This window comes from Nocardioides sp. NPDC127503 (genome assembly GCF_040302165.1).
Classification (GTDB): Bacteria; Actinomycetota; Actinomycetes; order Propionibacteriales; family Nocardioidaceae; genus Nocardioides.
The window spans coordinates 1-25,518 of sequence record NZ_JBEORH010000004.1 but is presented as its reverse complement, the minus strand read 5'-3'; the positions used below and the strand labels follow the sequence as shown (position 1 = coordinate 25,518).

At 69.4% G+C, this 25,518-nt stretch carries 22 protein-coding genes; 14 read left to right on the top strand and 8 right to left on the bottom strand.

Going from position 1 to position 25,518, the window contains the following annotated elements; translation table 11 throughout:
• Nucleotides 1-119: 119 nt before the first annotated feature.
• Nucleotides 120-2,393 (top strand): transglycosylase domain-containing protein, encoded by a 2,274-nt coding sequence (locus tag ABTW65_RS10100; protein ID WP_350659925.1) that lies wholly within the window; start codon nucleotides 120-122, stop codon nucleotides 2,391-2,393.
• A gap of 98 nt (nucleotides 2,394-2,491) precedes the next feature.
• Here ABTW65_RS10100 and ABTW65_RS10095 read toward each other — a convergent pair whose 3' ends face one another.
• The 6 genes from ABTW65_RS10095 to ABTW65_RS10070 all read right to left on the bottom strand — a co-directional run bounded on the left by ABTW65_RS10095 (nucleotide 2,492) and on the right by ABTW65_RS10070 (nucleotide 8,730).
• Complete coding sequence (locus ABTW65_RS10095; protein WP_350659924.1) at nucleotides 2,492-3,343, bottom strand: GTP-binding protein LepA; 852 nt, start codon at nucleotides 3,341-3,343, stop codon at nucleotides 2,492-2,494.
• Nucleotides 3,344-3,543: 200 nt separating this feature from the next.
• Nucleotides 3,544-4,761, bottom strand: coding sequence for a lytic transglycosylase domain-containing protein (locus ABTW65_RS10090; protein ID WP_350659923.1), 1,218 nt, complete (start codon nucleotides 4,759-4,761; stop codon nucleotides 3,544-3,546).
• Nucleotides 4,762-4,875: 114 nt separating this feature from the next.
• A complete protein-coding gene (locus ABTW65_RS10085; protein ID WP_350659922.1) occupies nucleotides 4,876-5,886 on the bottom strand; it encodes an HAD family hydrolase in 1,011 nt (336 codons plus the stop codon).
• Between the two features lie 13 nt (nucleotides 5,887-5,899).
• A complete protein-coding gene (locus ABTW65_RS10080) occupies nucleotides 5,900-7,117 on the bottom strand; it encodes a PucR family transcriptional regulator (RefSeq protein ID WP_350659921.1) in 1,218 nt (405 codons plus the stop codon).
• Nucleotides 7,118-7,309: 192 nt separating this feature from the next.
• Entirely contained in the window at nucleotides 7,310-7,960 is a 651-nt protein-coding gene (locus ABTW65_RS10075) for a hypothetical protein (RefSeq protein ID WP_350659920.1), read from the bottom strand.
• Between the two features lie 95 nt (nucleotides 7,961-8,055).
• Nucleotides 8,056-8,730: a hypothetical protein gene (locus ABTW65_RS10070; RefSeq protein ID WP_350659918.1), complete on the bottom strand. Its 675-nt coding sequence runs from the start codon at nucleotides 8,728-8,730 to the stop codon at nucleotides 8,056-8,058.
• 677 nt (nucleotides 8,731-9,407) lie between these two features.
• Between ABTW65_RS10070 and ABTW65_RS10065 the strand changes: the two genes are divergently transcribed.
• The 12 genes from ABTW65_RS10065 to ABTW65_RS10005 all read left to right on the top strand — a co-directional run bounded on the left by ABTW65_RS10065 (nucleotide 9,408) and on the right by ABTW65_RS10005 (nucleotide 22,025).
• On the top strand, nucleotides 9,408-10,085 hold the full coding sequence (locus tag ABTW65_RS10065) for a hypothetical protein (RefSeq protein ID WP_350659917.1): 678 nt from the start codon (nucleotides 9,408-9,410) through the stop codon (nucleotides 10,083-10,085).
• A 109-nt stretch (nucleotides 10,086-10,194) separates the two neighbouring features.
• Nucleotides 10,195-11,337: an RsbRD N-terminal domain-containing protein gene (locus ABTW65_RS10060; RefSeq protein WP_350659916.1), complete on the top strand. Its 1,143-nt coding sequence runs from the start codon at nucleotides 10,195-10,197 to the stop codon at nucleotides 11,335-11,337.
• A gap of 153 nt (nucleotides 11,338-11,490) precedes the next feature.
• Nucleotides 11,491-13,260: an ABC transporter permease gene (locus ABTW65_RS29415; protein WP_502890556.1), complete on the top strand. Its 1,770-nt coding sequence runs from the start codon at nucleotides 11,491-11,493 to the stop codon at nucleotides 13,258-13,260.
• A 1-nt stretch (nucleotide 13,261) separates the two neighbouring features.
• The gene (locus ABTW65_RS10045) at nucleotides 13,262-14,104 is read left to right on the top strand and encodes an MlaE family ABC transporter permease (protein ID WP_350659915.1); all 843 of its coding nucleotides are present in this window, start codon (nucleotides 13,262-13,264) and stop codon (nucleotides 14,102-14,104) included.
• Nucleotides 14,101-15,381, top strand: coding sequence for an MCE family protein (locus ABTW65_RS10040; protein ID WP_350659914.1), 1,281 nt, complete (start codon nucleotides 14,101-14,103; stop codon nucleotides 15,379-15,381). The genes ABTW65_RS10045 and ABTW65_RS10040 overlap by 4 nt, the downstream gene beginning before the upstream one ends.
• Nucleotides 15,378-16,409 carry an MCE family protein gene (locus ABTW65_RS10035; RefSeq protein ID WP_350659913.1) on the top strand — a complete coding sequence of 344 codons (1,032 nt, stop codon included), beginning with the start codon at nucleotides 15,378-15,380 and terminating at the stop codon, nucleotides 16,407-16,409. Before ABTW65_RS10040 ends, ABTW65_RS10035 begins: the two co-directional genes overlap by 4 nt.
• On the top strand, nucleotides 16,409-17,422 hold the full coding sequence (locus ABTW65_RS10030; protein ID WP_350659911.1) for an MCE family protein: 1,014 nt from the start codon (nucleotides 16,409-16,411) through the stop codon (nucleotides 17,420-17,422). The genes ABTW65_RS10035 and ABTW65_RS10030 overlap by 1 nt, the downstream gene beginning before the upstream one ends.
• Complete coding sequence (locus ABTW65_RS10025; protein ID WP_350659910.1) at nucleotides 17,419-18,447, top strand: MCE family protein; 1,029 nt, start codon at nucleotides 17,419-17,421, stop codon at nucleotides 18,445-18,447. Before ABTW65_RS10030 ends, ABTW65_RS10025 begins: the two co-directional genes overlap by 4 nt.
• Entirely contained in the window at nucleotides 18,447-19,802 is a 1,356-nt protein-coding gene (locus tag ABTW65_RS10020; RefSeq protein ID WP_350659909.1) for an MCE family protein, read from the top strand. Before ABTW65_RS10025 ends, ABTW65_RS10020 begins: the two co-directional genes overlap by 1 nt.
• Complete coding sequence (locus ABTW65_RS10015) at nucleotides 19,802-20,947, top strand: MlaD family protein (RefSeq protein WP_350659908.1); 1,146 nt, start codon at nucleotides 19,802-19,804, stop codon at nucleotides 20,945-20,947. The genes ABTW65_RS10020 and ABTW65_RS10015 overlap by 1 nt, the downstream gene beginning before the upstream one ends.
• Entirely contained in the window at nucleotides 20,944-21,525 is a 582-nt protein-coding gene (locus tag ABTW65_RS10010) for a hypothetical protein (protein ID WP_350659907.1), read from the top strand. The genes ABTW65_RS10015 and ABTW65_RS10010 overlap by 4 nt, the downstream gene beginning before the upstream one ends.
• A complete protein-coding gene (locus tag ABTW65_RS10005) occupies nucleotides 21,522-22,025 on the top strand; it encodes a hypothetical protein (RefSeq protein WP_350659906.1) in 504 nt (167 codons plus the stop codon). Before ABTW65_RS10010 ends, ABTW65_RS10005 begins: the two co-directional genes overlap by 4 nt.
• 21 nt (nucleotides 22,026-22,046) lie before the next feature.
• Here the strand turns inward: ABTW65_RS10005 and ABTW65_RS10000 are convergent, their stop codons facing one another.
• A complete protein-coding gene (locus tag ABTW65_RS10000) occupies nucleotides 22,047-22,277 on the bottom strand; it encodes a hypothetical protein (protein WP_350659905.1) in 231 nt (76 codons plus the stop codon).
• The gene (locus tag ABTW65_RS09995) at nucleotides 22,277-22,699 is read right to left on the bottom strand and encodes an SCO6045 C-terminal-like domain-containing protein (RefSeq protein WP_350659904.1); all 423 of its coding nucleotides are present in this window, start codon (nucleotides 22,697-22,699) and stop codon (nucleotides 22,277-22,279) included. Before ABTW65_RS09995 ends, ABTW65_RS10000 begins: the two co-directional genes overlap by 1 nt.
• 154 nt (nucleotides 22,700-22,853) lie before the next feature.
• Here ABTW65_RS09995 and clpB point away from each other — a divergent pair, with 154 nt between their 5' ends.
• Entirely contained in the window at nucleotides 22,854-25,445 is a 2,592-nt protein-coding gene (clpB, locus tag ABTW65_RS09990; protein WP_350659903.1) for an ATP-dependent chaperone ClpB, read from the top strand.
• The last annotated feature ends 73 nt before the right edge of the window (nucleotides 25,446-25,518 follow it).

Below are 25,518 nucleotides of genomic sequence, written 5' to 3'. Positions count from 1 at the left end.
CGGACGGTGGTAGACCGTCTCCCGAATTCCTTCCCCGGTCCGGTATTCTTGGCAACGTTTTCCCGTTGCTCAGTTTCCACCGCCGGTCCTGGCTCGAGGCCCGGGTAGGAGCCCCCATCTTGGCGCGCAAAGTCGTACGTTCCATGCCGTTTCACCGCGCCGCGCTGCGGTTCGCGGCATTCATCGGCGTCGCCGCGGTGACGGGGCTGGTCGCCTCTGGTATGGCAATCCCGTTCATCCACCTGACCGGCGTCGCGGCCAAGTCCGGCGCCCAGGCGATCGACGATCTGCCCCTGGACATCGACATGGGCGAGCTGTCGCAGACCACCCGCATCCTGGATGTGCACGGCAAGGTGATCACGACCCTCTACGACCAGAACCGGTCCTACAAGGCGCTCGACCAGATCTCGCCCAACATGCCGAAGGCGCTGCTCGCGATCGAGGACAGCCGCTTCTACGAGCACGGCGCCATGGACCTCAAGGGCACCCTGCGGGCGCTGCTGCGCAACTCGGCCTCCGAGTCGGGTTCGGTGCAGGGCGGTTCGTCGATCACCCAGCAGCTGGTCAAGACGACTCTCGTCTACGGGGCCGACTCCGACGAGGAGCGTGCCGCCGCGACCGAGAAGTCCACGGCCCGCAAGATCCGCGAGCTCCGCTATGCGATCTGGCTCGAGGAGAACCACGACAAGGACTGGATCCTCGAGCGCTACCTCAACGCGGCCTACTTCGGTGACTCGGCCTACGGGGTCCAGGCGGCCGCGAAGCACTACTTCGGCGTCGATGCCGCCGACCTGACCTGGGGGCAGGCCTCGATGCTGGCCGGGATGGTGAAGAACCCGACCGGCTATGACCCGACCGACTACCCCGACGCCACAGTGGCCCGCCGCAACCTGGTGCTCGAGCGGCTGGCCCAGGTCGGCGACCTGCCGCGGGCCGACGCGGAGAAGCTCAAGGAGAGTGAGCTCGGGCTCAACGTGCAGGACAGCCGCAACGGCTGCTTCGGATCCTCGGCGGAGTTCTTCTGCGACTACGCGCTGCAGTGGCTGCTCGCCGACAAGTCGCTGGGTGAGACCGAGGCCGAGCGCTGGCGGCTGCTGCAGACCGGCGGCCTGACCATCCGGACGACCCTGGACGCGAGCTTCCAGAAGGCGGCACAGCGGTCGGTGACCGGCCGCGTCTCGCCGACCGACAACGCCGTCGGCGCCCTTGCGATGGTCGAGCCCGGCTCCGGCAACGTCAAGGCGCTCGCGCAGTCGCGGCCGATGGGTGAGAACCGGAGGAAGGGCGAGTCCTACCTGAACTACCTGGTGCCGAAGGAGTACGGCGACGCCAACGGCTTCCAGGCCGGCTCGACCTTCAAGGTCTTCGTCGGCGCCGCGGCGATCGAGAAGGGCTTCCCGCTCAGGCAGGAGATCCCGTCGCCGGCCAAGCGGACGTTCAACCAGGCGTCGTTCGCCAACTGCCCCGGCGAGGGCAACTTCAACCCGAACCCTTACCCGGTCGGCAACTCGACGACCTCGGGCAACAAGAACCTCTACACCGGCACCCGCGAGTCGGTGAACACCTTCTACGTCCGGCTCGAGCAGTTCACCGGCGTCTGCGCCCCCTACACGCTCGCGAAGAAGATGGGCATCAGCCTGACCAACCCCGCCCACGAGCGGGTGCCGTCCTTCACCCTCGGCCCGGTCGACGTCAGCCCGCTGGAGATGGCCGAGGCGTACGCGACCTTCGGTGCCCGCGGCAAGCACTGCGACTCGCGGCCGGTGACCGAGATCGTCGGCCCCGACGGGAAGACGATGAAGGAGTACGCCTCCTCGTGCGAGCAGGTGATGCGTACGGGCACCGCGGATGCCATGAACGACATCCTCCGCGGGGTGCTGCAGCCGGGCGGGTTCGGGCAGCGGCTCGCGCTGAGCGTGCCGTCCGCCGGCAAGACCGGGACCACCAACAGCAACCGCGCGGTGTGGTTCAACGGCTACACGCCCAAGCTCGCGACCGCGTCGATGATCGCCGGAGCCAACTACGAGGGCAAGTGGGTCTCCCTCAACGGGCAGCGCCTCCGCGGCGGGTACGTCGCGTCGGCGTCGGGCTCCACCGTCGCCGGCCCGATGTGGGCTGACGCGATGCGCGCGATCGACGGCAAGCTCGGCTCCGCGAACTTCGTACGCCCCGGCGCCAGCGTCGTCAACGGCAAGGGCATCAAGATCCCGAAGGTCGAGGGGCTCTCCGTCGCCCGGGCCACCGCCCGGCTCAAGGCCGCCGGTTTCAAGCCGGTCGTCGGCAAGCGGGTCACGTCGCGCTGGAAGGCGGGCACGGTCGTCGGGACGGTTCCGGGCAGCCGGGCGATCAAGGGCGCGACGGTCGAGATGCTCGTGTCGAAGTGGCGCGGGTGACGGGTTGGATGTTCACCGAGGTAACTCGGTGGATGCTCGCTTACTTCGTGGAGTTCCACGAAGTAAGTGACCGCTGACCGAGTTACCTCGGTCAGCATTCAGGCAGCCGCGCGCACTCGGGCTGCCTCGACGGCGTCGCGGAAGGCGCGGGTGACGTAGTCGGGGACGGGGAGGCCGCGGTCGCGAGCCCAGAGGAGTTCCTGCTCGACCCGGGCCACGTCGGCGGCGAGGTCGCGGCCTTCGTGGTCGACGCCGAGGGTCTCCATGACGTCGCCGAAGTCGGCGAGCTGGGTGACGTTGTTGACCCCGACGGGGGCGAAGGAGATCCGGCGCATGCGTCTGACCAGCCACTTCTGCCAGGCGGCGAGCGTGGCCCAGTGGGCACGGGCGGAGAGCTGGTAGAAGGCGTAGTGGCCCGGCTCCTGGCGCTTGATCGGCGCGATGACGGTGTCGGCGACGGCGTGCTCGCCGGTCTCGATGACCCCGTCGTGGAGCAGGTTGTAGGCGATCACCGCGGAGCGCTCGGTGGCCATCCCGGTCAGGTAGTAGAGCATCCGGCAGACGTCCTGGAACGGCTCCAGATGAGCCAGTAGGCCGAGCACCTTCAGCTTCAGACCGACGTGGTCGAGGTCGGTGGTCGCCGGCGGGCGGCCGAGGATCTGCTGGAGCCGGTCGAGGATCAGCCCGTGCTGGATCTCCTGCGGCTGCCACACCTCGGCGTAGAACTGCTTGTCGACCTCGGGTGGGTTGGGGAGCATGGTCGAGATCTCGAGTACGTTGCGATCGACCTCGAGCTCGACCCGCGCCATGTAGTCGAGCACATGGCCGAAGCGGGCTCCGAAGCCGGCCGGGTCGTTCACGGTGAAGTCGACGGAGTCCATCGGGATCGGTGGGTGCTCTTCGCCGAGGCGCTCCACATGAGCAACGAGGCGGTCGGTATCGGTCGGCATCGAGGCGGCTCCCGGTGGGGTGTCTGCAGCGCATCCAGTGTGCCCGCACTACGTGGGGTTGTAACGCGATTTAACGTAACCGAGGGGTGTTGGCCTCGACACGTTCGCGCGGCGGGCCGGCGGCTCGACCAGCGGGGGAGGGCGGTGGTCGAGACGAGGCGCGGCGGGCGTGCCGAGGCCAACACGTTCGGGGCCGAGTCTCAGGACGTGCTCGCGGAGGCCTCGGTACCGGCGGACTCGCCGGTCGATTCGCCGGCCGACTCGGTTGCGGTGGGCGTCTCGGTGGGTGTTTCAGTGGGGGTTTCGGTCGGCGTCTCCGTGGGCGTCTCGGTGGGTGTTTCCGTGGGGGTTTCCGTGGGCGTCTCGGTCGGTGTCTCCGTCGGAGACCCCGTGGGAGAGCCGGTCGGATCCGGGTTCGAGGTGGGCGACGGGACGACGGACCCGCCGTCGCCGGGGGAGTCCGACGGCGACGGCGAGGAGGGCGTGGTCGAGCCGCCGCTGGGCGTGGTGTCCTTCCCGCCCGAGGAGGAGCCGGATCCACCCCGGGGCGGCTGGGCGCTGGACGAGGCGCCAGAGAGCGGCTCGAGATCGGAGGACGAGGTGACCGGGATCTGCGCGGCAGGCAGGACGACGTCGATCGGCGCCTCGAAGGTCCCGAGCCGATAGCCGTTGGCGATCTGCAGGACGGCAGAGACGTACGCCTCGCTGTGGTTGTAGCGCAGCACCGCCGAGCGCTGCCCGGCCTCGGTGGAGAGGTCGGCGGAGCCGGAGCAGAGGTAGACCGCGGCGGCGAGCGCGGCGTCGTCGACGTCCTGCGGGTCGCGGCGCCCGTCGCCGTCCGCGTCGACCCCGACGTCGGACCAGGTCGACGGGATGAACTGCATCGGCCCGACGGCGCGGTCGTAGACGAGGTCGCGGTCGTAGGTGCCGCCGTCGGTGTCGAGGATGCGTGCGGTCCCGGCGGCCCCGGTGAGAGGTACGCCGAAGATCCCCGGCGTCGCGACCCCGGAAGCGGACAGCGTGTTACCCCCGGCCCGGCCGTGGTCGGACTCGACCCGGCCGATGGCGGCGATCAGCGACCAGTCGAGATGACAGCCCGGGTCGGCATCGGCCAGCACCGTCGCGGCGCGCTGATAGGCGGAGAGCGCGGTATCGGGGATGAACCCGGCGGCGGCCTTGGCGGCGAACCCGGCGGGTTTGGCCGCGAGGGTGGGACTGACCTTGGGGACGGGCTTGACCGCGGAGACGCTCACCGGCGGCAGCAGCTCCTGGGCCGGCACCTCGACCGGCACCTGACGCACGCTGGCCGTGGCGTCGAGCGGCCGGCCCTCCTGGATCGCGTGGATCGTCCAGGCGGCGGTGGCGGCGGCGACGGGCAGCGCAGCTGCCTTGAACAGCAGACCGGGTCGTGGGGTCATCCTCGGTCACATCCTCGGGTCGGGCGGGGTGGGTCGATGTCACCGATCCAGCCATCATGTGAGCCCCGCCACAACGCGCTGAGCGCGATCCGGGCCGAGAATCCCCGAAACTACTCACGTACGTGACAAGTTTCCCGACCTCGCCACCGGGACCGCCCCGGCCACGGCCGCCGTCACCAGGCAGAGCAACGCGCACCCCGCGGCGATCACGACCGAGCCGGCGCCCAGGATCGCCAGCACCGCCCCGATCGCCGCCGGCGCCAGCGCGACCGGCCCGGCCCAGCGACGACCCGCGACGGCCCCGCGCGCGAGCGAGATCAGCTCGGCGACGCGCCGGACGTCGAGATCCGTCAGGCGTACGCCGGAGCTCCCGCCCACGGCCAGGTCGGCCACCGCCTGGGCCTCGGCGTCCTCGGGGCGAGAGCTCACGAACGCGACGACCTGCCCCTGCTCCTGCAGCTCGGCGACGAACCGCTCCCGCTTCTCGGGGGCGATCTCGGAGTGCCACCGCTCGATCCCGCAGGTCTCGGCAAGGTGCTCGGTCTCGCGGTCGGTGTCGTCGGAGACCAGCACCGGCGTCACTCCCGCGGCAGTCAGCCGTGACACCGACGCGCCCGCGTCCTCGCGCGGCTGGTCGCCGACCACGAGATAGCCCAGCGGCCGCCCGTCGAGCTCGACGCCGAGGACGGTGCCGCGGTCGGTGCGCTCGGCCATGCCGACCCAGGACGGCCGCCCGACGCGTACGGGATGCCGGTCCACCGACCCCCGCACCCCCGATCCGGGAACGACACCGAAGTCGGTGACCTTGCCGCGCGCGGAGAGCCGGGCGACCGCGCGGGCGAGCGGGCCCTCGGCCTCGTGCTCCAGCGCCCCCGCGAACCAGCGCAGGTTGCGCAGATGATCCGGGTCGAGCGGGTCGACGGTGGTCACCACGAGCCGCCCGGTGGTCACCGTTCCCCACCGGTCGAGCACCACCGTGTCGACCCGGGCGGCGACCGCCCACGAGGACCGCGGCACCGACTCGATCCCGCGCCGGCGCCCGGCCCAGCCCGCCACGACCCGCGGAAACGCCAATCCCAGGACGTACGCAGCGACAGCACCGGCCACGAGAACGAACATCTCCATGAGCGGCTCCGGATCAGCCGGTCTGCTGCTGATAGCGGTCGAAGTCGCTCTGGTCGCCGGCGACCCACAGCGGCACGCTCGCCTTCAGCAGCAGCAGGAGCTGAGTGACGAACTCGGGGTCGCGCAGGGACTCTCCGAAGAGCTCGTTGATCCGCTTCCAGCGGTAGCGGATCGTCTGCGGATGCACGCCGAGGACCGCCGCGATCGCCGGGGCGCTCTCCCGGGTCTCGAGCCAGACCAGCAGGGTCTCGGTGAGGATCTCGCGGGAGTTGGCCGACTCGGCCAGCAGCGGTTCGAGCAGCTCCTGGGCGAGCTGGCGACGCATCACCGGCTCGGCGTGGAGCCAGATCTCGGTGCGGTAGGCGAGGCAGTTGATGACCGGCTTGGCCGGGATCACCCGGGCGTTGACCAGCGCCAGGGCGCGGTTGGCCCAGCGCCAGGCGGCGGGTACGTCCTCGGGTGGCACCGGCCAGCAGATCGAGACCCGCGCCTTGGGCGCAGCTGCCCGTACCTCCTTGGTCACCGCCGCGGTGTCGCGAGGCGGGCACATCACCACCTGGGTCGGCTCGCGGCGACGGGTGAGGGCGGTGGCCGACAGGGCGTCGGAGGGGATCCGGCCCCCGTCACGCAGCTCGACCGCCATCACCGTCACCTTCTCGGGCAGCGCCCAGTCGCCCAGCGCCGCCTGCACCTCGATCTCGTCGGCGGAGGCGCCCGACAGCATCCGGTCGATCAGCCGCGCCCGGGCGACGGCGTTGTCCTGGTCCCGAGCCTCGGTGCCGGCCTCGAAGCCCTTGCTGACCTGCGAGGTCAGGTGCTCGACGTACGTCGTCATCATCTCGTTGAGCGCGTTCAGCGCCGCGGCGGAGAGCTCGTTCTCGACCGCCCGGCGGCGCAGCTCGTCCCAGAGCTCGGTGGTGGCCATGTGGATGCCCTGGTCGACGATGGCCCGGTCCTGGCCCAGTGCGGCGACCTTGAAGCCGACCTTGCGGAAGTGGTCGTCGATCGCGATGTAGGGCGCCGAACGTCCGAGCCCCAGGTCGATGAAGTGCGACATCGCGCCGTGGACGGCGGTGAAGATGAGCTCCTCGAAGCCCTCGGTCTCGGCCGGCAGCCCCTCGCGCAGGTGGCGGGTGATCTTGCGCGCGATCGGCCGCACCTCGTTCTCGAGGCTCTTCAGCATCCACACGGCGGACCCGGGGAGCCCGGGGGACTGATGGGTCTGCGTCATCTCGTGCTCCGTCGCACGTCAAACTCCTTCGTCCAACATGCCCGAGAAGGTATCGACCACCATGGCACGTCTTTGCTTGGCGTGCCCCCGAAATTCGGTACGCCTGTGCCGTTGAGCGGCCGAAAGGGCGAAGCCCGCCGGGTGGCCGTGTGGCCGCCCGGCGGACTGTGTACGTGGTTCAGTCGCGGGTCACTACGGGATGACCTGACCGTTGCTGAGCGCGAAGCTCAGGGTGTTGCCGTCCCCCGGGACGAGCAGGTTGATCAGCCAGGTGTTGAGACCACAGTGCTCGAAGTCGCCGATGTCGTACGTCGCGGAGACGTTGCCGCCGGAGAACAGCTGGAACCGCTCATCGGCGGGAGTGGCCAGGTTGATCGCCACCGGATCGATGGTGCGGCAGTGCGACCCGGTGAACGTCGGGAACCCGGCGATGTCGATGTTGGAGAGACGGATGTCGTACGACGTGCTCGCCTGGACCACGTGGCCACCGCCTTCGGGGTGCGGGGTCAGGGTCCCCGAGACCGGGGTCACCGGCTCGAAGGAGACGTCGGCGGTCACCGGGATGAACCCGGCGACCTTGAACGACGAACGGCTGCCGGGCAGCTCCATCGACCCGGTGAAGGCGCCGGTGGTCATGTCGACCGTGGTGATGAGCTGGGTCGGCCCGAGGGCGACGGTCGAGTCGGTGCTGGCGATGTGGGTGCTGCCCGAGGCGTCGTAGCCGAACGTGAGCGTGGCCGCCTGCGCCGAGGTGGCGCTCAGCATGAGGAGTGCCGCGGCAGCGCCGATGGCCGCGAGCGGACTCCATCGGCGAAGCGGCGACCTGCGGAGGATGGTTCTCATGGTGTGTCCTTCGGTGATGATCGAGGTGCTGGATACAGGCGGAAGTGGCGCACCGGGGAGGGAGAGTGCGCCACTTCCGCGATGGGTTGTTCGACTCAGGCGCCGTCGGTGATGTCGATCGCGCCGCTGGTCGCGACGCCGAAGGTGCCACCGAAGCTGGCGGTGTCACCGTCAGCGATGAGGCCGCTGCAGGTTGACCCGCCGCCCGCGACCGAGATGGTGAGCGTGTCGCCGGCGCCCAGGCCGTCCTCGGCCACGACGAGATCCTGGTTCACCTCATCGAAGTGGCCATCGGCCACTCCCGAGACGGTGAAGGCGCACCCGGCCTCGTCGTTGGTCGCGTGGACGTAGGCACCCACGCTGGAGATGTTGCCCTCGACCGCGGCGTCCGCGGCCGGCGGACCCGTCACCGTGGTGTCGGTGACGTTGAGCTGCCACTGGCCGATGTGCTCGACGGTCATGTCGAGTCCGAGGGGCCCGGTGCAGTCGGTCCAGGTGGTGTTGGCGATGGTGGCGACATTGGCTCCCGACTGTCCAGGACCGCCGTGCACGGTGCCGGTTGCCACCGACTGTGCGCAGTCCATCTCGACGTCGAAAACGGAGCCGTGGGCGGTGAAGTCGATGGGCGCTGCCGTCCCGGTGAACGGGTAGTCCGCGTCGGCGCTGTTGCCGCCGACGAGAACGTCGTAGGGCGGTGCGGCCATGGCGGGGGCGGCGAAGGCGAGGCTGGAGAGAGCCGCGGTGGCGACGCCGAGCTTCATGAGCTTCATGGATCCTCCTGGGGATGGGTTCGGACTCGCTCATTCAGACGTGGCGTACGGCCTCGCGTCGACCGGAAGCGGGAAGTTTTCGTCGCCGATGGCCCGAATCTGTGGCTGAGTCACAATTGACGTCGTATCGATCGCCAGTTCTGCCGCGGCCGTCCCTTTCACAGTGGTGCCGGGCGCCACCCGTCGGCGGATCGCCAGAAGAAACTTGTAACGCAGGTCACAACTTCTGGCGCTCTGGGTGCTGGGGGCGAGCCGTTCGGTTGCCGACCGCGAGGGCGCTGGGCGACAGTCGGGCCATGACGAAACGATGGCGAGTCCGACTCGCCCAAGCGGCTGCCCTCGGGGCAGCGATCTGCTTGGCGTCAGCTCTTCCGGGGCAGGGTGCAGACGAGTCCCATCCGGGGCACCCGCCTCTACCGGCGTACGGCCTCGGCCAGGAGTGGCTGGCTGCCGGCTGGTGGTCTGGCGCAACTCAGTCGGGAATATCTGAGGTGTCGCGTCAGCGCCAGTGGGTCCGCACCGGCGACCTGTTGATGTCCGCGGCGGCACCGATCTGGACCGAGAACCACCGCAGGGCTCCGGCCGATCCGGCGACGGACTTCCCCGATACGGACGACCCGGAGGCATTCGCACGAGAATGTCCCGACGAGTTCAAGTCGTGCTGGGTCGCGGGTTCGATGGTCAACCTCGTCTCGCCACCGGGATCGGCGCACAACTACGGCATCTCGCCGGAGATCCTGGTCCGCACTGTCTCGTTCGGTGCGGTGCCCGTCGAGGCAACCATTCAGCTCGAGCAGGAACGGGCGGCCGACGGCACTCCCGAATCCATCCTGCTGAGGAGCAGCGAGGTCGTTCTGTTTCGCCCCGGAACCAACGCGGTTGGAGTGAGCAGATACTACGATTCGACCCTGAACCAGGGTCTCTACGTCCGGGTCAACAGCCTCGAGATAGATGGGCGACGGATCAGCTTCGCTGGGGCGTGTCGGACACAGGAGCCTGCCCGGCTCCGGGTCCGTGGCAAGGGCTATCGCGAGGACGACCCGAGTGTGGGCAACCCGCTGTGGGAGTCCGGCCACTTCACTGCCGGCGCAGGCGGGCTGTTGGAGGGCACCTTGGAGGTCGGCGCCTTCGACGGCTGCCGCACCACTACGGGCGACGACCTCGCGCCGTTGCTGACGGCATCGATATCCGGCCCCGGCAACGCCGTTCGGATTCGCGTCACCGGCCCCACCGGTTGCGGTCCCCTTGGGCTTCCCAGCGGTACAACGGCCCCGCCGGGAACGACGATCGAGCAATGGCGAGACGGCGGATGCACGATCCCGCCCGCTCCTGATCTGCCGACGACCAACGAGTGAAGTTGAGGCAGCAATGGTTCCGGGTAGCGCGTTGCAGAACATGCCGAGTCGCGGTGAGACCCGACGGCTGAGGGCCAGAATCGGACTCGACATGTGCTCGGCGGCCAGCGTGCCGCTGGACGACCGCGTAGCCATGACGGCGGCCCGCACGATCAGCAGCCGGATCCAGCGGCAGGTCATGGCGTACGCGGGGCCGTCAGACGGGAGACGCGGCCGGATCATCAGTGGCGCGGCCGATGCCGCGGTCAGTCAGTTCGTGGCAGTGGTCAACAAGGAGCCCGTCGTGCCCGGAAGGGTCGACGGGCTCTTCGCCGATCTGGGATCGGGGGTGGCCGCCGAAGGGCAGCCGCTCGATGCGATGCATGCGGCCTTCGACGTCGCCACCCATGCCGCCCGGCAGATGCTCGGCGAGCTGGCCGAAGGAGACCGTCGCGATGAGTCGGCGGCGCGCCTGACCTACGCGCTGCTGGCCTACATGGACCTGCTGATGGAGGCTGTCGTCGCCGGCTACCGACGCGAGATCCGGCGGCGCTCGTCCGATCCATTTCACCTGCGCCGACGTCTCGTGGACCTGGTCCTCGGCGGCGCGCACCCGGCGCAGGTGGAGTCGATCGCGAGCCGCGTCGGGTGGCCGCTGTCCGATCGAGTGGTGGTCCTCGGAACCGAGGTCGAGATCGTCGAGGGTGGTTCGCCACAGCTGCGCTCGGTCGCGCTCGTTCGGCTGGAGGGCACCAGGGCGACCGTGGTCGTGCCGGTGCACGCGGCGGCGGGCGTACTCGACGAGCTGAAACGCCTGACCCGCCGCAGCCCGGTCGCCTTCACCTGGCCGGTGGGGATCGCCGACGCTCCGTCGGCACTCGCCTGGGTCGACCGCGCCCTGGAGCTGTACGCCGAGCAGTGCATCCCCTCCGGCGACGAGATCGACTGCTCGCGCTACCGGTTCGTGCTGCTCGCGCGGTCGGACCGGCGACTGCTGCAGCATCTGCGAGAAGACCTCCTCCGGCCCCTCCGCTCCGTCCCGGAGCGGCGTCGCGCCGTCCTCATCGAGACGCTTCGTACGTGGCTCGTGGCTCATGACGGCCAGAAGGAGGTCGCGGCGCGCCTCCGAGTCCACCCGAACACGCTCGACAACCGCATCAAGCGTCTCATCGACCTGTTCGGCCCGCGCCTGATCACCGACCCTGACTTCGCCGCGAGCGTCCTCCTCGCGGTCAGCGGTCACGGCATGGAACCGAGTCAGCCCGCGGCCTGATCCGGTCGCCGACGGGGTCGATTTGTCATGCGCATGACAAAACCCGGCCCGCATTTGTCGGGCGCCTCGATTTCCTCTCCCGTGTGACCGGGGCCACACGTACTGTCCCGGATCGGAAGCACACCCCACAACGGCAGATCAGGAGGTCCCGCGATGGGCGGAACCGTGGAGGTCACCGGGCTCACCAAGAGCTTCGGGTCCCAGAACATCTGGAGCGACGTGACCCTCACGTTGCCGCAGGGCGAGATCACCGCGTTGCTGGGACCGTCTGGCACCGGGAAGTCGGTGTTCCTGAAGTCGCTGATGGGGCTGTTGCGGCCGGAGGCCGGGATCTGCCTGGTCGACGGGGTCGACATGGTGAAGGCGCGCGAGTCGCAGCGGCAGGAGCTGCGCAAGCGGTTCGGGGTGCTCTTCCAGGACGGTGCGCTCTTCGGCTCGATGAGCGTCTTCGACAACGTCGCCTTCCCGCTGCGCGCGCACACCAAGAAACGCGAGTCGGAGATCAAGCAGATCGCATGCGACAAGCTCGACCTCGTCGGGCTGATGGGCCAGGAGCAGAAGCTGCCCGGCGAGATCTCCGGCGGGATGCGCAAGCGCGCCGGTCTGGCCCGCTCGCTGGTCACCGAGCCCTCGATCATCCTGTGCGACGAGCCCGACTCGGGGCTCGACCCGGTGCGTACGGCCAACTTGGCCCAGCTGCTGGTCGACGTGAACGCGGCCACCGACGCCACGATGCTCGTGGTCACCCACAACATCGAGCTGGCACGTACGCTGCCCGACAACCTCGGCATGCTCTACCGCCGGCGCCTGGTGATGTACGGCCCGCGCGAGGAGTTCCTGCTCACCGACCACCCGGTCGTCTCCCAGTTCATGAGCGGCGACCCGATCGGGCCGATCGGGATGAGCGAGGAGACCGACCACGGCGTCAACGACGACTACGTCGAGGGCGAGGCCTACTACCCGTCCGGGGGAGTGGCGACCGTACGCGCCGGCGCCCGCGCCATCGAGGTGCTGCCGCGCCAGCTCGCCCCGGCCAGCGGCGCACCTCGCGAGGGTGCCTCGCGGCACGCGGACCGGGTCGCGAGCGGAGCCGCGACGCTCTACACCGCCGATGACGACGAGGTCGACCGAGCGCCTGCAGCGGTCCGCACCAAGGACCCGGTCAGCCGCGGGCTCGACCAGGTCGGGGCGCTCTTCGCGCTGGGTCTGGACACCTTCCGGGCGCCGTTCCGCAGGCCGTTCGCGGCCCGCGAGCTGCTCGACCAGTTCTGGTTCGTCACCTCGGTCTCCTGGATCCCGGCGATGCTTGTCGCGATCCCGTTCGGGGCGGTGATCGCGCTGCAGCTCGGCACCTTGACGGTTCAGATCGGGGCGCAGTCGTTCACCGGCGCCGCCTCGGTGCTCGCCGTCGTGCAGCAGGCGGCGCCGATCGTGACCTCGCTGGTGATCGCGGGGGCCGGTGGAGCGGCGATCTGCGCCGACCTGGGATCCCGGACGATCCGCGACGAGATCGACGCGATGCGGGTGATCGCGGTAGATCCGATCCAGGCGCTCGTGGTGCCACGCGTGCTCGCCTGCGTGCTCGCGGCGGTGCTGCTCAACGGCCTGGTCAGCGTCGTCGGCGTCCTCGGCGGCTACTTCTTCAACGTCATCATCCAGGGCGGGACGCCCGGGGCGTACCTCTCCTCCTTCACTGCCCTCGCCCAGCTCTCCGACCTGTGGGTGGGCGAGCTCAAGGCGGTGCTCTTCGGGCTCATCGCCGGTCTCGTCGCCGCGTACCAGGGGCTCAACACCAAGCCCGGGCCGAAGGGGGTGGGGGAGGCGGTCAACCAGTCGGTCGTCGTCACCTTCCTGCTCCTCTTCTTCGTCAACTTCGTGATCACGACGCTCTATCTCGAGCTCGTTCCCGGGAAGGGGGCCTGACATGGCCACCGTTGACGTGGTCAAGAAGCGGTCGCGGCTGGACCGCTCGCTGGACGGGCTGGTGCAGACCGGACGCGACATCCGCTTCTACGGGAAGGTGCTGGTCGGGATCCCGTCAGCGATCCGGCACTACCCGCGCGAGATCCTCCGGATTCTCTCCGAGGTCTCCTTCGGCACCGGCGCGCTCGCGGTCATCGGCGGCACCATCGGGGTGATGACGGGGATGAGCATCTTCGTCGGCACGGTCGTCGGCATGCAGGGGTACGCAGCGCTCGACCAGATCGGCACATCGACGCTCAACGGGTTCATCTCCGCCTACTTCAACACCCGCGAGATCGCCCCGCTGGTGGCGGCCCTGGCGATGTCGGCGACCGTCGGCGCCGGGTTCACCGCCCAGCTCGGGGCGATGCGGATCAACGAGGAGATCGACGCGGTCAAGGTGATGGGGCTGGGCACGATCCCCTACCTGGTCTCGACCCGCGTGGTCGCCGGCTTCGTGGCGATCATCCCGCTCTACGTCGTCGGGCTGCTGACCTCCTACGCGGGGTCGCGGATCGTGACGGTCTACTTCCACGGGCAGTCGGCGGGGACGTACGACCACTACTTCCAGCTCTTCCTGCCGCCCATCGACATCCTGCTGAGCTTCGGCAAGGTGCTGATCTTCTCGATCCTGATCATCCTGATCCACTGCCGGCTGGGCTTCTACGCCACCGGCGGGCCGTCGGGGGTCGGGATCGCGGTCGGGCGATCGGTGCGGCGGGCCATCGTGGTCGTCGCGCTGCTCGACCTCGCGCTCTCGATGGCGATGTGGGGCGCGACGACGACGGTGAGGATCGCGGGATGACGCTCTCAAGGCTTCGCGACGCCTTCCTCGGCCTGTGCTACCTGGCCGTGGTCGCTGCGGTGGCGCTCGGCGCCTGGCTCGCCTACGACCAGACCTTCGTGGACCGCTCCGAGGTCACGCTGACCACCGGCACCTTGGGCAACGCGCTCCAGGTGGGCTCCGATGTCAAGCTGCGCGGCGTGCCGGTCGGCACCGTCCGCACCGTGTCGGCCCGCGAGGGCGGCGCCGAGCTGACCTTGGCGCTGGAGCCGGACGTACTCTCCGACCTATCCGCCGACACCACCGCGCGGCTGCTGCCCAAGACCCTCTTCGGCGAGCGGTACGTCGCGCTGCAGCCGACGCCGGGCGGGCCGGTGCTGGCGGCCGGCGGCACCATCGAGCAGGACCGCTCCGACGAGGCGGTCGAGCTGGAGCAGGTGCTCGACGAGCTGCTCCCGGTGCTCAAGGCGATCCAGCCCCACAAGCTCAACGCGACGCTGAGCGAGCTGGCCACGATGCTGCGCGACAACGGCGACGACATCGGCCAGGTCTTCTCGTCGTGGGCGGACTACCTGAGGAAGCTCAACCCGCTGGTCCCGCAGATGGCCGACGACCTCGCCGCGCTCGGCCGGGTCGCGGGCCACTACGAGGAAGCCGCGCCGGATCTGCTGGACGCGCTGGACACCATGACGGTGACCGCCGAGACCCTCGTCGACCAGCAGAGACAGCTCGCCGACACGTTCCGCTCGGTGACCACGACGGCTGCCGACACCGACCGCTGGCTCGAGCGCAACCGGGAGACGATCGTGGTGCTCTCCGACACCTCGCGCGACGCGCTCCGCGCGGTCAGCCCGTACGCCTCCTCCTTCCCGTGCCTCTTCAGCGCCCTGCGCGACTACGCGCCGGCGATGGCCAAGAACCTCGGCAAGGGCACCGACGAGCCCGGCTTCCATGCGCTGGTCAGCGTCTCGGAGATCCGGCAGCCCTACCCCTCCGGCTACGTCCCGAAGCTGCGCACCGGCGGCCCCCGATGCCCGTACGTCACCGGCCAGACCGGCAGCCAGCCGGCCGTCACCGGGACGGCCGACACCGCCGAGCGGATCGAGGCACCACCGACGGACCGGGTGCGCACCTTCGGTGCGACCACGGGCCTCGGCGAGCAGAACTCCAAGGGCGAGAACCAGCTGATCGCCGAGGTGATGGCACCAGCGGAAGGCCTGGCACCTGATGAGTATCCGACCTGGTCGAGCCTGCTGCTCGGCCCGACCCTGCGAGGCACGGAGGTGATCGTGCGATGAGGATCAACAGTGGCGGCTCGGTCGCGGTGACGCTCACCAAGTCAGTGGTCTTCGCGCTGGTGACCGTGCTCGCGATGGCGGCGCTGGCGACGACGATCTCCAACGGATCGACCTCGTCGGGGCGTACGTTCACGGCGCTCTTCACCGACGTGACCAGCCTCAACAAGGGCGACGACGTGCGGATGGCGGGGGTGAAGGTCGGCACCGTCCAGTCCATCGGGCTGCGCCACAACGACACCGCTGAGGTCGTCTTCACCGCGGCCGAGTCGGCGCCGATGGTCGAAGGGACCCGGGCGGAGCTGCGGTTCCGCAACCTGATCGGGCAGCGCTACATCGCACTCGAACCAGGCTCGCCCGGAGGCGAGCCGCTGCGCGCCGGCTACACGTTCGAGCTCGACGAGACCCAGCCCGCGCTGGACCTGACGATGCTGTTCAACGGCTTCCAGCCGCTGTTCAAGTTCCTGAATCCCGAGGACGTCAACAACCTCAGCGCCCAGATCATCGCCGTCTTCCAGGGCGAGGGGGCGACGGTGGAGTCGCTGCTCTCCTCGACGGCGTCGCTGACCTCGACCCTCGCCGACCGCGACCAGGTGATCGGCGACCTGATCACCAACCTCAACTCGGTCCTCGAGGTGGTCAGCCAGCGCACCGGGATGCTCGACACCACCTTGGTGACGCTGCAGCGGCTGGTCTCCGGACTGGCCGCCGACCGGAAGACGCTGGGCTCGACCATCGAGGGGATGGGCGAGCTCTCCCAGAGCGTCACCGGGCTGCTGGAGGAGGGCCGCGAGCCGCTGCGCGACTCGATCGACTCGCTCGGCGACGTCTCGGAGAACCTCGCCGAGAACGACGAGGCGCTGACCAAGTTCCTGACCACCATGCCGCAGAAGACCGACCAGATCGGCCGGATGGCCACCTACGGAGGCTGGCTCAACTTCTACATCTGCTCCATCGACGGGCGGATCCCGAAACCCGAGGGCTACTACGGCGACCTCGGTGTGGACTCGCCGGCAGGAAGGTGCCAATGATGGCCCGCTATCCGAAGTCGTTCGCCGAACGCAACAAGATCGTCATCGCCGTGGTCGGGATCCTGGCCATGACCGGCGTCTTCTTCGCCACCTTCTACGCCGAGGACCTCCCCGTCATCGGCGGTGGCGACACCTACGAGGCCTACTTCGCCGAGGCCGCCGGGATCCGTCCCGGCGACGAGGCGCGGGTCGCCGGGGTGAAGGTCGGCGAGGTCTCCGAGCTCGAGCTCGACGGCGACAAGGTGCTGATCAGGTTCCGGGCCAAGGATGTCTCGCTCGGCTCGCAGACCACCGCGTCGATCAAGGTGAAGACGCTGCTCGGACGCAAGTTCCTCGCCCTGGACCCGGGCGGCTCGGGCCGTCTCCGCGAGCCGATCCCGGTCTCCCGGACCACGACCCCCTACGACGTCAACGCCGCCTTCTCCGACCTCTCCACCACCGTCGGGGAGATCGACATGGCCCAGGTCGAGCAGTCGATGGACGCCCTCTCGGAGGTCTTCGAGGACACCCCCGAGGACGTACGCGGCATGGTCTCCGGGCTCACCCGGCTCTCCCGCACCATCTCCTCGCGGGACCAGGAGCTGGCCGAGCTGATGAGGACGACAACCGAGGTCACCGGCACCCTCGCCGAGCGCAACGAGGAGATCGGGCTCCTGATCGAGGACGGCGACAAGCTGCTCGAGGAGCTCGCCGCCCGCCGCCAGGCGATCCACCAGATGCTCACCTACACCGACGACCTCGCCAAGCAGGTCACCGGCCTGGTCGAGGACAACCGGAAGCGTCTCCAGCCGGCCCTGAAGAAGCTCGACCAGGTCTCCGAGATCCTGCAGCGCAACCAGGACCACCTCGACAAGGCGCTCTCGCAGATCGGCGCCTTCTACCGGGTGATCGGCGCCTCGATGAGCAACGGTCCGTGGATCGACGTCTACGGCTGCGGCCTCTTCGACGAGAACAACGCGCCGATTCTCGACAACGACGCCCAGCGCGACTGCAAGCCGGGAGGGACGAGATGAGACGGCTCATCGCTGGGCTCCTCGTGATCGCCGCCGTCGGCGTTATCGGCTGGGGTGCTGCGTACGGGATCCGGGAGGGGCGGAAGGGGACCACGTTCTCCGCGCTCTTCGAGGCCTCCGTGGGCCTCTATCCTGGCTCCGACGTGCAGATTCTCGGCGTTCCGGTCGGCGAGGTGACCTCGGTGACCCCGGCCGGCGAGCACGTGAAGGTCTCGATGACCCTCGACCCCGGCCAGACCGCCGCGGCCGACACCGAGGCCGTGATCGTCGCCCCGACGCTGGTCTCGGACCGCTTCGTCCAGCTCACCGAGCCGTACGTCGACGGGCCCGAGCTCCGCGACGGCACGGTCATCGAGGAGACCGCGGTGCCGGTCGAGATCGACGACCTCTACGCCTCGCTGACCGAGGCCGGCGATCAGCTCGGTCCCAACGGCGCGAACAAGAACGGCGCGCTCTCGCGGTTCCTGGAGGTGATGGCGGCCAACCTCGACGGGCAGGGCGCCGACATCAACCAGGTGATCCGGGAAGGCGCCGACGCATCGGCGACCCTGGCCGACATCGACCAGGACTTCTTCGCCACCGTGGAGAACCTCGACACCTTCAACAAGACCCTGCTCGAGCACGACGACGGGGTCGAGGACGCCAACCGCCGGTTCGCGCAGGTCACCGAGTACCTCGCCGAGGACCGCGACGACCTCGCCTCCGCGGTCAGCAACCTCGGCGAGGCGCTCGCGCTGCTGGAGTCGTTCATCAAGGACAACCGCGGCGAGATGCGCACCAGCGTCGAGAACCTGCAGGGGCCGACCCAGGTCCTCGTCGACCAGAACGAGTCGCTCGAGGAGGCGGTCGCCACGATCCCGCTGGTGCTGCAGAAGTACGTCAACGCCTACGACCCGGCGACCAACAGCCTCGTCGGTCGCACCAACCTGAACGAGCTGAGCGTCTGGTCCGGCGACGGCCTCACCGGCCAGACCTCTGAGGACGCGCCACCGGTCCTGCTTCCCGGTGTCGGAGAGGAGCAGTGATGTCGCGCCTGTCGAGACCGCTCGTCGCCGTGTTGGCCACGGCCGCCCTGACCCTCTCCGGCTGCGGCCTCGGTGCCGTCAGCGGAGGCGTCTACGAGGCCCCGCTGCCCGGCGGCGCCGACGTGGGGGAGGATCCGATCACGCTGAGCGCCGAGTTCAGCGACGTACTCGATCTGGTTCCACAGTCCAGCGTCAAGGTCGACAACGTCGCGGTGGGCCGGGTCTCCAAGATCCGGCTGACCGAGGACGGCCGCAGCGCGCGGGTGTCGCTGGTGGTCCGGGACGACGTCTCGCTCCCCGCCGGCACCACGGCGCGACTGCAGCAGACCTCCCTGCTCGGAGAGAAGTACGTCGCGCTGATCCGCCCCGCCAGGCCGGTCGCGGGCGAGCCCCTGGGCGACGGCTCCGTGGTCGGGCGAGGCGACACCGAGGCGGCCGCGCAGGTCGAGGAGGTGCTCGGGGCCCTGTCGATGGTGCTCAACAGCGGCGGGATCGCGCAGTTCCAGGAGATCTCCCGCGAGATGCAGAAGATCTCCGACGGACGCCCGGAGGAGATCAAGGCCTTCTTGTCGGAGATGGACCGGTTCGTCTCGGTCCTCGACTCACGCTCGGCCTCGATCACCTCGGCGATCGAGTCGCTCAACGAGCTCGCGGTCACGCTGGAGAATGACAAGACCAAGATTTCGAACGCGCTGGAGGGGCTCTCGCCGGGCATGCAGGTGCTCGTCGACCAGCGCCCGCAGCTGGTCGCCATGCTGGAGGCGCTCGACAAGCTCTCCAAGGTCACCATCAGCACCCTGGACGCGGCCCAGGACGACATCGTCGCCGACCTGAAGCTGCTCGACCCGATCCTCGACCAGCTCGCCAAGGCCGGCTCCGACCTGCCCTATGCGCTCGAGATCCTCTTCACCTACCCTTTCCCCGACGAGGTGCTCAACGCGATCCGCGGCGACTACATGAACCTGTTCATGATCACGAACTTCCGTACTCCTGCCGGCTGCCAGTCCAAGGGCTGCGAATGGCTGCAGCCGGCAGTCGTTGGCGGGTCCGGCGGCTCGGTCAGCTCCCAGTCCGGGTCGTCGGACGCACCGCCCGGACTGCTGCCGTCGACCACGTCGCCGGTGCCGGGCTCGTCCTCGCCGTCGATCCCGGGGGAGTCGATCCTGCCCTCCGATCCCGGCTCGTCCTCGTCCTCCTCGGATCCGTCGGAGTCCGGGTCTTCCTCGCCCTCGTCGTCCCCGTCCGATCCCTCCGAATCGCCATCTGAGTCACCGATCGAGTCGGGCTCGGCGACCTCCGAGACCTCGCCGGAGGGCGCGGCGAGCGATGCCGGCTCCGTGGAAGGGAGCGAATGATGCAACGGCTCACCGGAGGCGTACGCGTCAAGCTCGGCCTCTTCGTCGCCCTCGCGCTCGTGGGCACGAGCTATGTCGGGGCGCGCTATGTCGGCCTCGACCTGCTCGACGAGCCCTATCGCGTCGACGTCTCGCTGCCCGAGAGCGGCGGCCTCTTCGTCAACTCGGAGGTGACCTACCGCGGGGTGCCCGTGGGGGAGGTGACCTCGCTGGAAGCAGGCTCCGACGGCGTACGCGCGGTGCTGGAGATCGAGGGCGACGCCCCCGCCATCCCCGAGGACGTGACCGTGAAGGTCGCCAACCGGTCGGCCATCGGCGAGCAGTATCTGGACCTCCGCGGCGGCGCGGTGGGCTCCGCCCGGCTCTCCGCCGGCGACCGGCTGAGTGCGGGGGAGGAGGCGTTGCCGTACGACGCCTCCCAGGTCATCGAGACCGGCCGTGACTTCGTCGCCTCGGTGCCCGAGGAGGCGCTGGTGACGACGATCGACGAGTCCTACCTGCTGTCCCAGGGAGCCGGCTCCGACCTGCGGAAGTTGGTCGACACCTCGCTCTCGTTCCAGCAGGAGGCCGACCGCAACTTCCTGGTCTCGGCGAGCCTGATCCGCAACTCCGACCAGGTGCTCGCGACCCAGGAGGAGTCGGCGACCAGCATCAAGGCGTGGAGCAACGACCTCGCGCTCTTCTCCTCCACCCTTGCTGATTCCGACAAGGACCTGCGCGACCTGATCGGGGCCGCGCCCGGCACGGCCACCGAGATCTCGCTGCTGGTCAAGGAGGTCGGTCAGCCGCTCGGGATCCTGATGAGCAACCTGGTCACACCCGCGACCCTCTTCGGGACGAACGCGGCCGCGCTCGAGTCGACCTTCGTAACCGTGCCGGAGGCGGTCAGCATCGGCTGGGCGATCAACACCTCCAACGGGCCGAGGCTGAGCCTGGTGCCGTCGTTCTTCAACCCGCCCGCCTGCGTCTCCGGCTACGAGGGCACCGACCTGCGCGCCGGCACCGACGAGAGCAAGGGCAAGCCGTTCAACACCGCGGCCGGCTGCGAGGCCGTGCCAAAGCCGAAAACCACGAAGACGGAGACAGTCGAGCCGGGGACGGTTAGCGTCCCCACCACGCTCGCCGGACTGATGGGGGAGCGATGAGCACGACAACGGAGAGACGAACGGAGGCCTCGGTGGTCGAGGTGGTCGAGCCCCCGCCGTCGAGGCGCGATCGGGTGCTCACCTGGGCCCTGCCGCTGGTGGCGCTGTGCGTACTGGTCGCGGGCGCGCTCACATGGTGGCGCGCGAGCGGTCACGACCAGGAGATGGTCGACGAGGCCGCCTTGCGTGACCGGGTGCTGATCGTCGCGACCAGCCACATCGAGACCCTCAACTCGCTCGACTACCGGAAGGTGGACGAGGGGCTGAAGGGATGGGCCGCGGTCACCACCGGGACCCTGCACGACCAGCTGACCAGCGTCTCCGAGGAGGACCGCAAGGTCCTCGCCGAGCAGGAGAAGATCTCGACCGGCTCGGTGATGGACGCTGCCGTGACCGAGCTCGACGACGACAGCGCGACCGTGATCGCGGCGGTCGAGATCACGGTCCGCGACGGCTCTGCTTCCGGTGAGGACGCCGAGCCGACAGTCAAGCGCAACAGGTTCGCGGCCGACCTGGTCAAGGTCGGCGACGACTGGCTCCTGGAGAGCCTCGAGCAGGTAGCGGTGAACATGTCATGAGCCATCTCGTACGCCGTTGGGCCCCGTTCCTCGCCGCGCTCGCCCTGATCCTGGGACTCGGCGCGTTCTGGCAGGCCGACCGGGAACGCAGGACCGACCACGTCGGCAACCGCGCCGTCGTCGATGCCGAGGCGACCACCGAGGTGCAGTCGGCCGTCACCACCGGCCTGCTCCAGGTCTTCTCCTACGACTTCTCCGACCCTTCGCCGACCGCTGCCGCCGCTGACGAGTTCCTCGCCGGCGACGCCCGCAAGGAGTACGACCTCCTCTTCAAGCAGCTCCAGGAGAAGGCTCCCGGTCAGAAGCTCGTGCTCAGCGCCGAGGTCCAGGTCGCCGCGGTCAAGTCCCTCGACGCCGACTCCGCCGAGCTCCTGGTCTTCCTGGACCAGGCCTCCCAGCGTTCGACCGACAAGGAGTCGTCGATCTCCGCCGCCCAGATCGCTGTCGAGGCCGCGAAGGTCGACGGCCAGTGGAAGGTCACCGCCCTCGACCTCTTCTGATCATCGGGTCGGGGAGGGCGGCTAGTCGCCGCCGCCTCCGCCGCCGCAGCTCGACCCGCAGGAGGAGCTGCTGCACGAATGGTGGTCGTTGCCGGAGTCGTAGGTGGAGCCACACGAGCTCGAGCTGCTGCCGCTGCGCCTCCTGGCTCCTCGGCGTCGCCTACCGCGGGTGATACTGATCGCGACCTGGACCAGGATCAAGATGCCGAGGGCGACGAAGACGAAGATGCCGAAGGCGTCCGTGAGGTTCATCAAGAGCTCCGTTTCCAGGTGCGGCGGGTGAGGTGCCAGATCTGCGAGCCGAGACCGATGGTGAGCACCCGGCGCCCGCCGATCCGGGTGAGCGCCCACCGCCGCCGGCCGTCATAGACCTCGTGCAGGCGGAGCCAGCCGGCGCCGATGGTGGTCAGGAAGTCGCGTACGTCATCGTGGGCGCAGCCCTGCTGTGGATGCTGCGCGGCCCAGGCGTGGAAGCGGGCGCGCCAGTCGGGGAGCAGGTCGAGCTCCGGGGCGGCGTGCTCGGCGGCCGAGGAGCGCTTGTGGTGGAGGACCCGCGTCGTCGCGGTCGCTCCGGCGACATCGAACCCCGGCGGCGTACGTCCCGCCAGCAGGTCGTCGAGGACCTCGCGCTGCCGCGCGGCGAGCTGGTCGCGTAGCGCGCCTCGGGAGTCCACGTGAGGAGTGTGCCCGATCGTTTGGTCCGCCGCCGCAATATATAAATGTCAAAGTTGAGTGGAACAGACTCAACTTTGGTTGTGTTGAGATAGATGCGGGTGACAGGCACTCGCGGCAGACTCAGGTGCGTCCCCAGGAGGAGAGCAGACACAGATGAGCCAGTTTTCGGCAGACAAGTTCACCACCAAGGCTCGCGAGGCGATCGAGGCCGCGCAGCTCGCCGCCACGACGGCGGGCAACACGACGACCGAGCCGATCCACCTGCTGGCCGCGCTGCTGCAGCAGGACGAGGGCACTGCGACGTCGATGGTCACCAAGTCCGGTGTGGACGCCGAGGAGTTGTCGCGAGCGGCGGCCGCCGATCTCGCCGGGCTCCCGCGCGCCAGCGGGTCCACGGTGCAGCAGCCCGCTGCCTCGGGTGGGCTGACCCGTGTCCTGGCCGGGGCGATCACCCTGGCCACGTCCCTGAAGGACGACTACGCCGCCACCGAGCACCTGCTGATCTCGCTGGCCACGGTCGAGTCGTCGGCGCAGAAGGTGCTCAAGAAGGCCGGGCTCACCGAGAAGGGGCTGCGCGAGACGCTGAAGGCGGTCCGCGGCAACCGCCGGGTGACGAGCCAGGACGCCGAGGACTCCTACGAGGCGCTCGAGAAGTACTCCCAGGACCTCACCGAGGCCGCCGAGCGCGGCAAGCTCGACCCGGTCATCGGCCGTGACTCCGAGATCCGCCGTGTCATCCAGGTGCTCTCGCGGCGTACGAAGAACAACCCGGTCCTCATCGGCGAGCCGGGCGTCGGCAAGACGGCCGTCGTCGAAGGGCTCGCCCAGCGGATCATCGCCGGTGACGTACCCGACTCGCTGAAGGGCCGTCGCCTCCTGTCGCTCGACCTGGCGGCGATGGTCGCCGGTGCGCAGTACCGCGGCCAGTTCGAGGAGCGGCTCAAGGCCGTCCTGGAGGAGATCAAGGCCGCCGAGGGGCAGGTCATCACCTTCATCGACGAGCTGCACACCGTCGTCGGCGCGGGCGCCGGCGGCGACTCCGCGATGGACGCCGGCAACATGCTCAAGCCGATGCTCGCGCGCGGTGAGCTGCACATGATCGGTGCGACCACGCTCGATGAGTACCGCGAGCGCATCGAGAAGGACCCTGCCCTGGAGCGCCGCTTCCAGCAGGTCTTCGTCGGCGAGCCGTCGGTGGAGGACACGGTGCAGATCCTGCGCGGCATCCAGGAGAAGTACGAGGCGCACCACGGTGTCCGCATCACCGATGCCGCTCTGGTGGCCGCCGCGACCCTGTCCGACCGCTACATCACCGGCCGGCAGCTGCCCGACAAGGCGATCGATCTGATCGACGAGGCCGCCTCCCGGCTGCGGATGGAGATCGAGTCGTCTCCCGAGGAGATCGACCAGCTCCGGCGCGCCGTCGACCGGCTGAAGATGGAGGAGTTCGCACTCTCCAAGGAGTCCGACGACGCCTCGCTCGAGCGTCACGCGGCGCTGCGCAAGGAGCTCGCCGACAAGGAGGAGGAGCTGCGCGGGCTGGAGGCGCGCTGGGAGCAGGAGAAGGCCTCTCTCGAGGGCGAAGGTGCCCTGCGCAAGCAGCTCGACGCGCTGCGCAGCGAGGCCGAGCGGCTCCAGCGAGAGGGTTCGCTGGGGGAGGCCTCGGAGATCCTCTACGGTCGCATCCCGGAGCTGGAGCGGCAGATCGCCGAGGCTGCCGAGGCCGAGGACGAGGACAACGTCACCGACCGGCTGGTCGGTGAGGAGGTCGCTGCCCAGCAGATCGCCGAGGTCGTCGAGGCCTGGACCGGCATCCCGACCGGCAAGATGCTCCAGGGCGAGCAGGCCAAGCTGCTCGAGATGGAGTCCGTCATCGGACGTCGGCTGATCGGGCAGAAATCCGCCGTCACCGCCGTCGCCGACGCGGTGCGCCGCTCGCGCGCCGGCATCGCCGACCCCAACCGCCCCACCGGCTCGTTCCTCTTCCTGGGCCCGACCGGCACCGGTAAGACCGAGCTCGCCAAGTCGCTGGCCGACTTCCTCTTCGACGACGAGCGCGCGATCGTACGCATCGACATGTCCGAGTACGCCGAGAAGCACTCGGTCGCCCGGCTGGTCGGAGCGCCTCCGGGCTACGTCGGCTACGACGAGGGTGGTCAGCTGACCGAGGCGGTGCGGCGCCGCCCCTACTCGGTGGTGCTGCTCGACGAGGTCGAGAAGGCTCACCCCGAGGTCTTCGACATCCTGCTGCAGGTGCTCGACGACGGTCGTCTGACCGACGGTCAGGGCCGTACGGTCGACTTCCGCAACACGCTCCTCATCCTCACCTCCAACCTGGGCTCGAACTTCCTGGTCGACCCGGTCATGGACGAGCACGAGAAGCACGAGTCGGTCATGGCGGTGGTCCGAGCGTCGTTCAAGCCCGAGTTCCTGAACCGTCTCGACGAGGTCGTCATGTTCGACGCCCTCTCGCTCGCCGACCTCACCAAGATCGTCGACATCCAGCTGGGTCTGCTCGAGAAGCGCCTGGCCGCCCGCCGCATCTCGATCTCCGTCACCCCCGCCGCTCGGGAGTGGCTGGCCGAGACCGGCTACGACCCGGCGTACGGCGCCCGCCCCCTCCGCCGCCTCATCCAGTCCGCCATCGGCGACCCCCTCGCCAGGAAGCTCATCGGTGGCGAGGTGACCGACGGTGGCCAGGTCACCGTCGACCGCAACGGCGACGGCCTCACCCTGACCCCCTAGCCGAGACGTCACCCCGGTCGGGGGGGGGGGGGGGGGGGGGGCCCCGGCAGGCCCGGGGCGGGGGCGGGGGGGC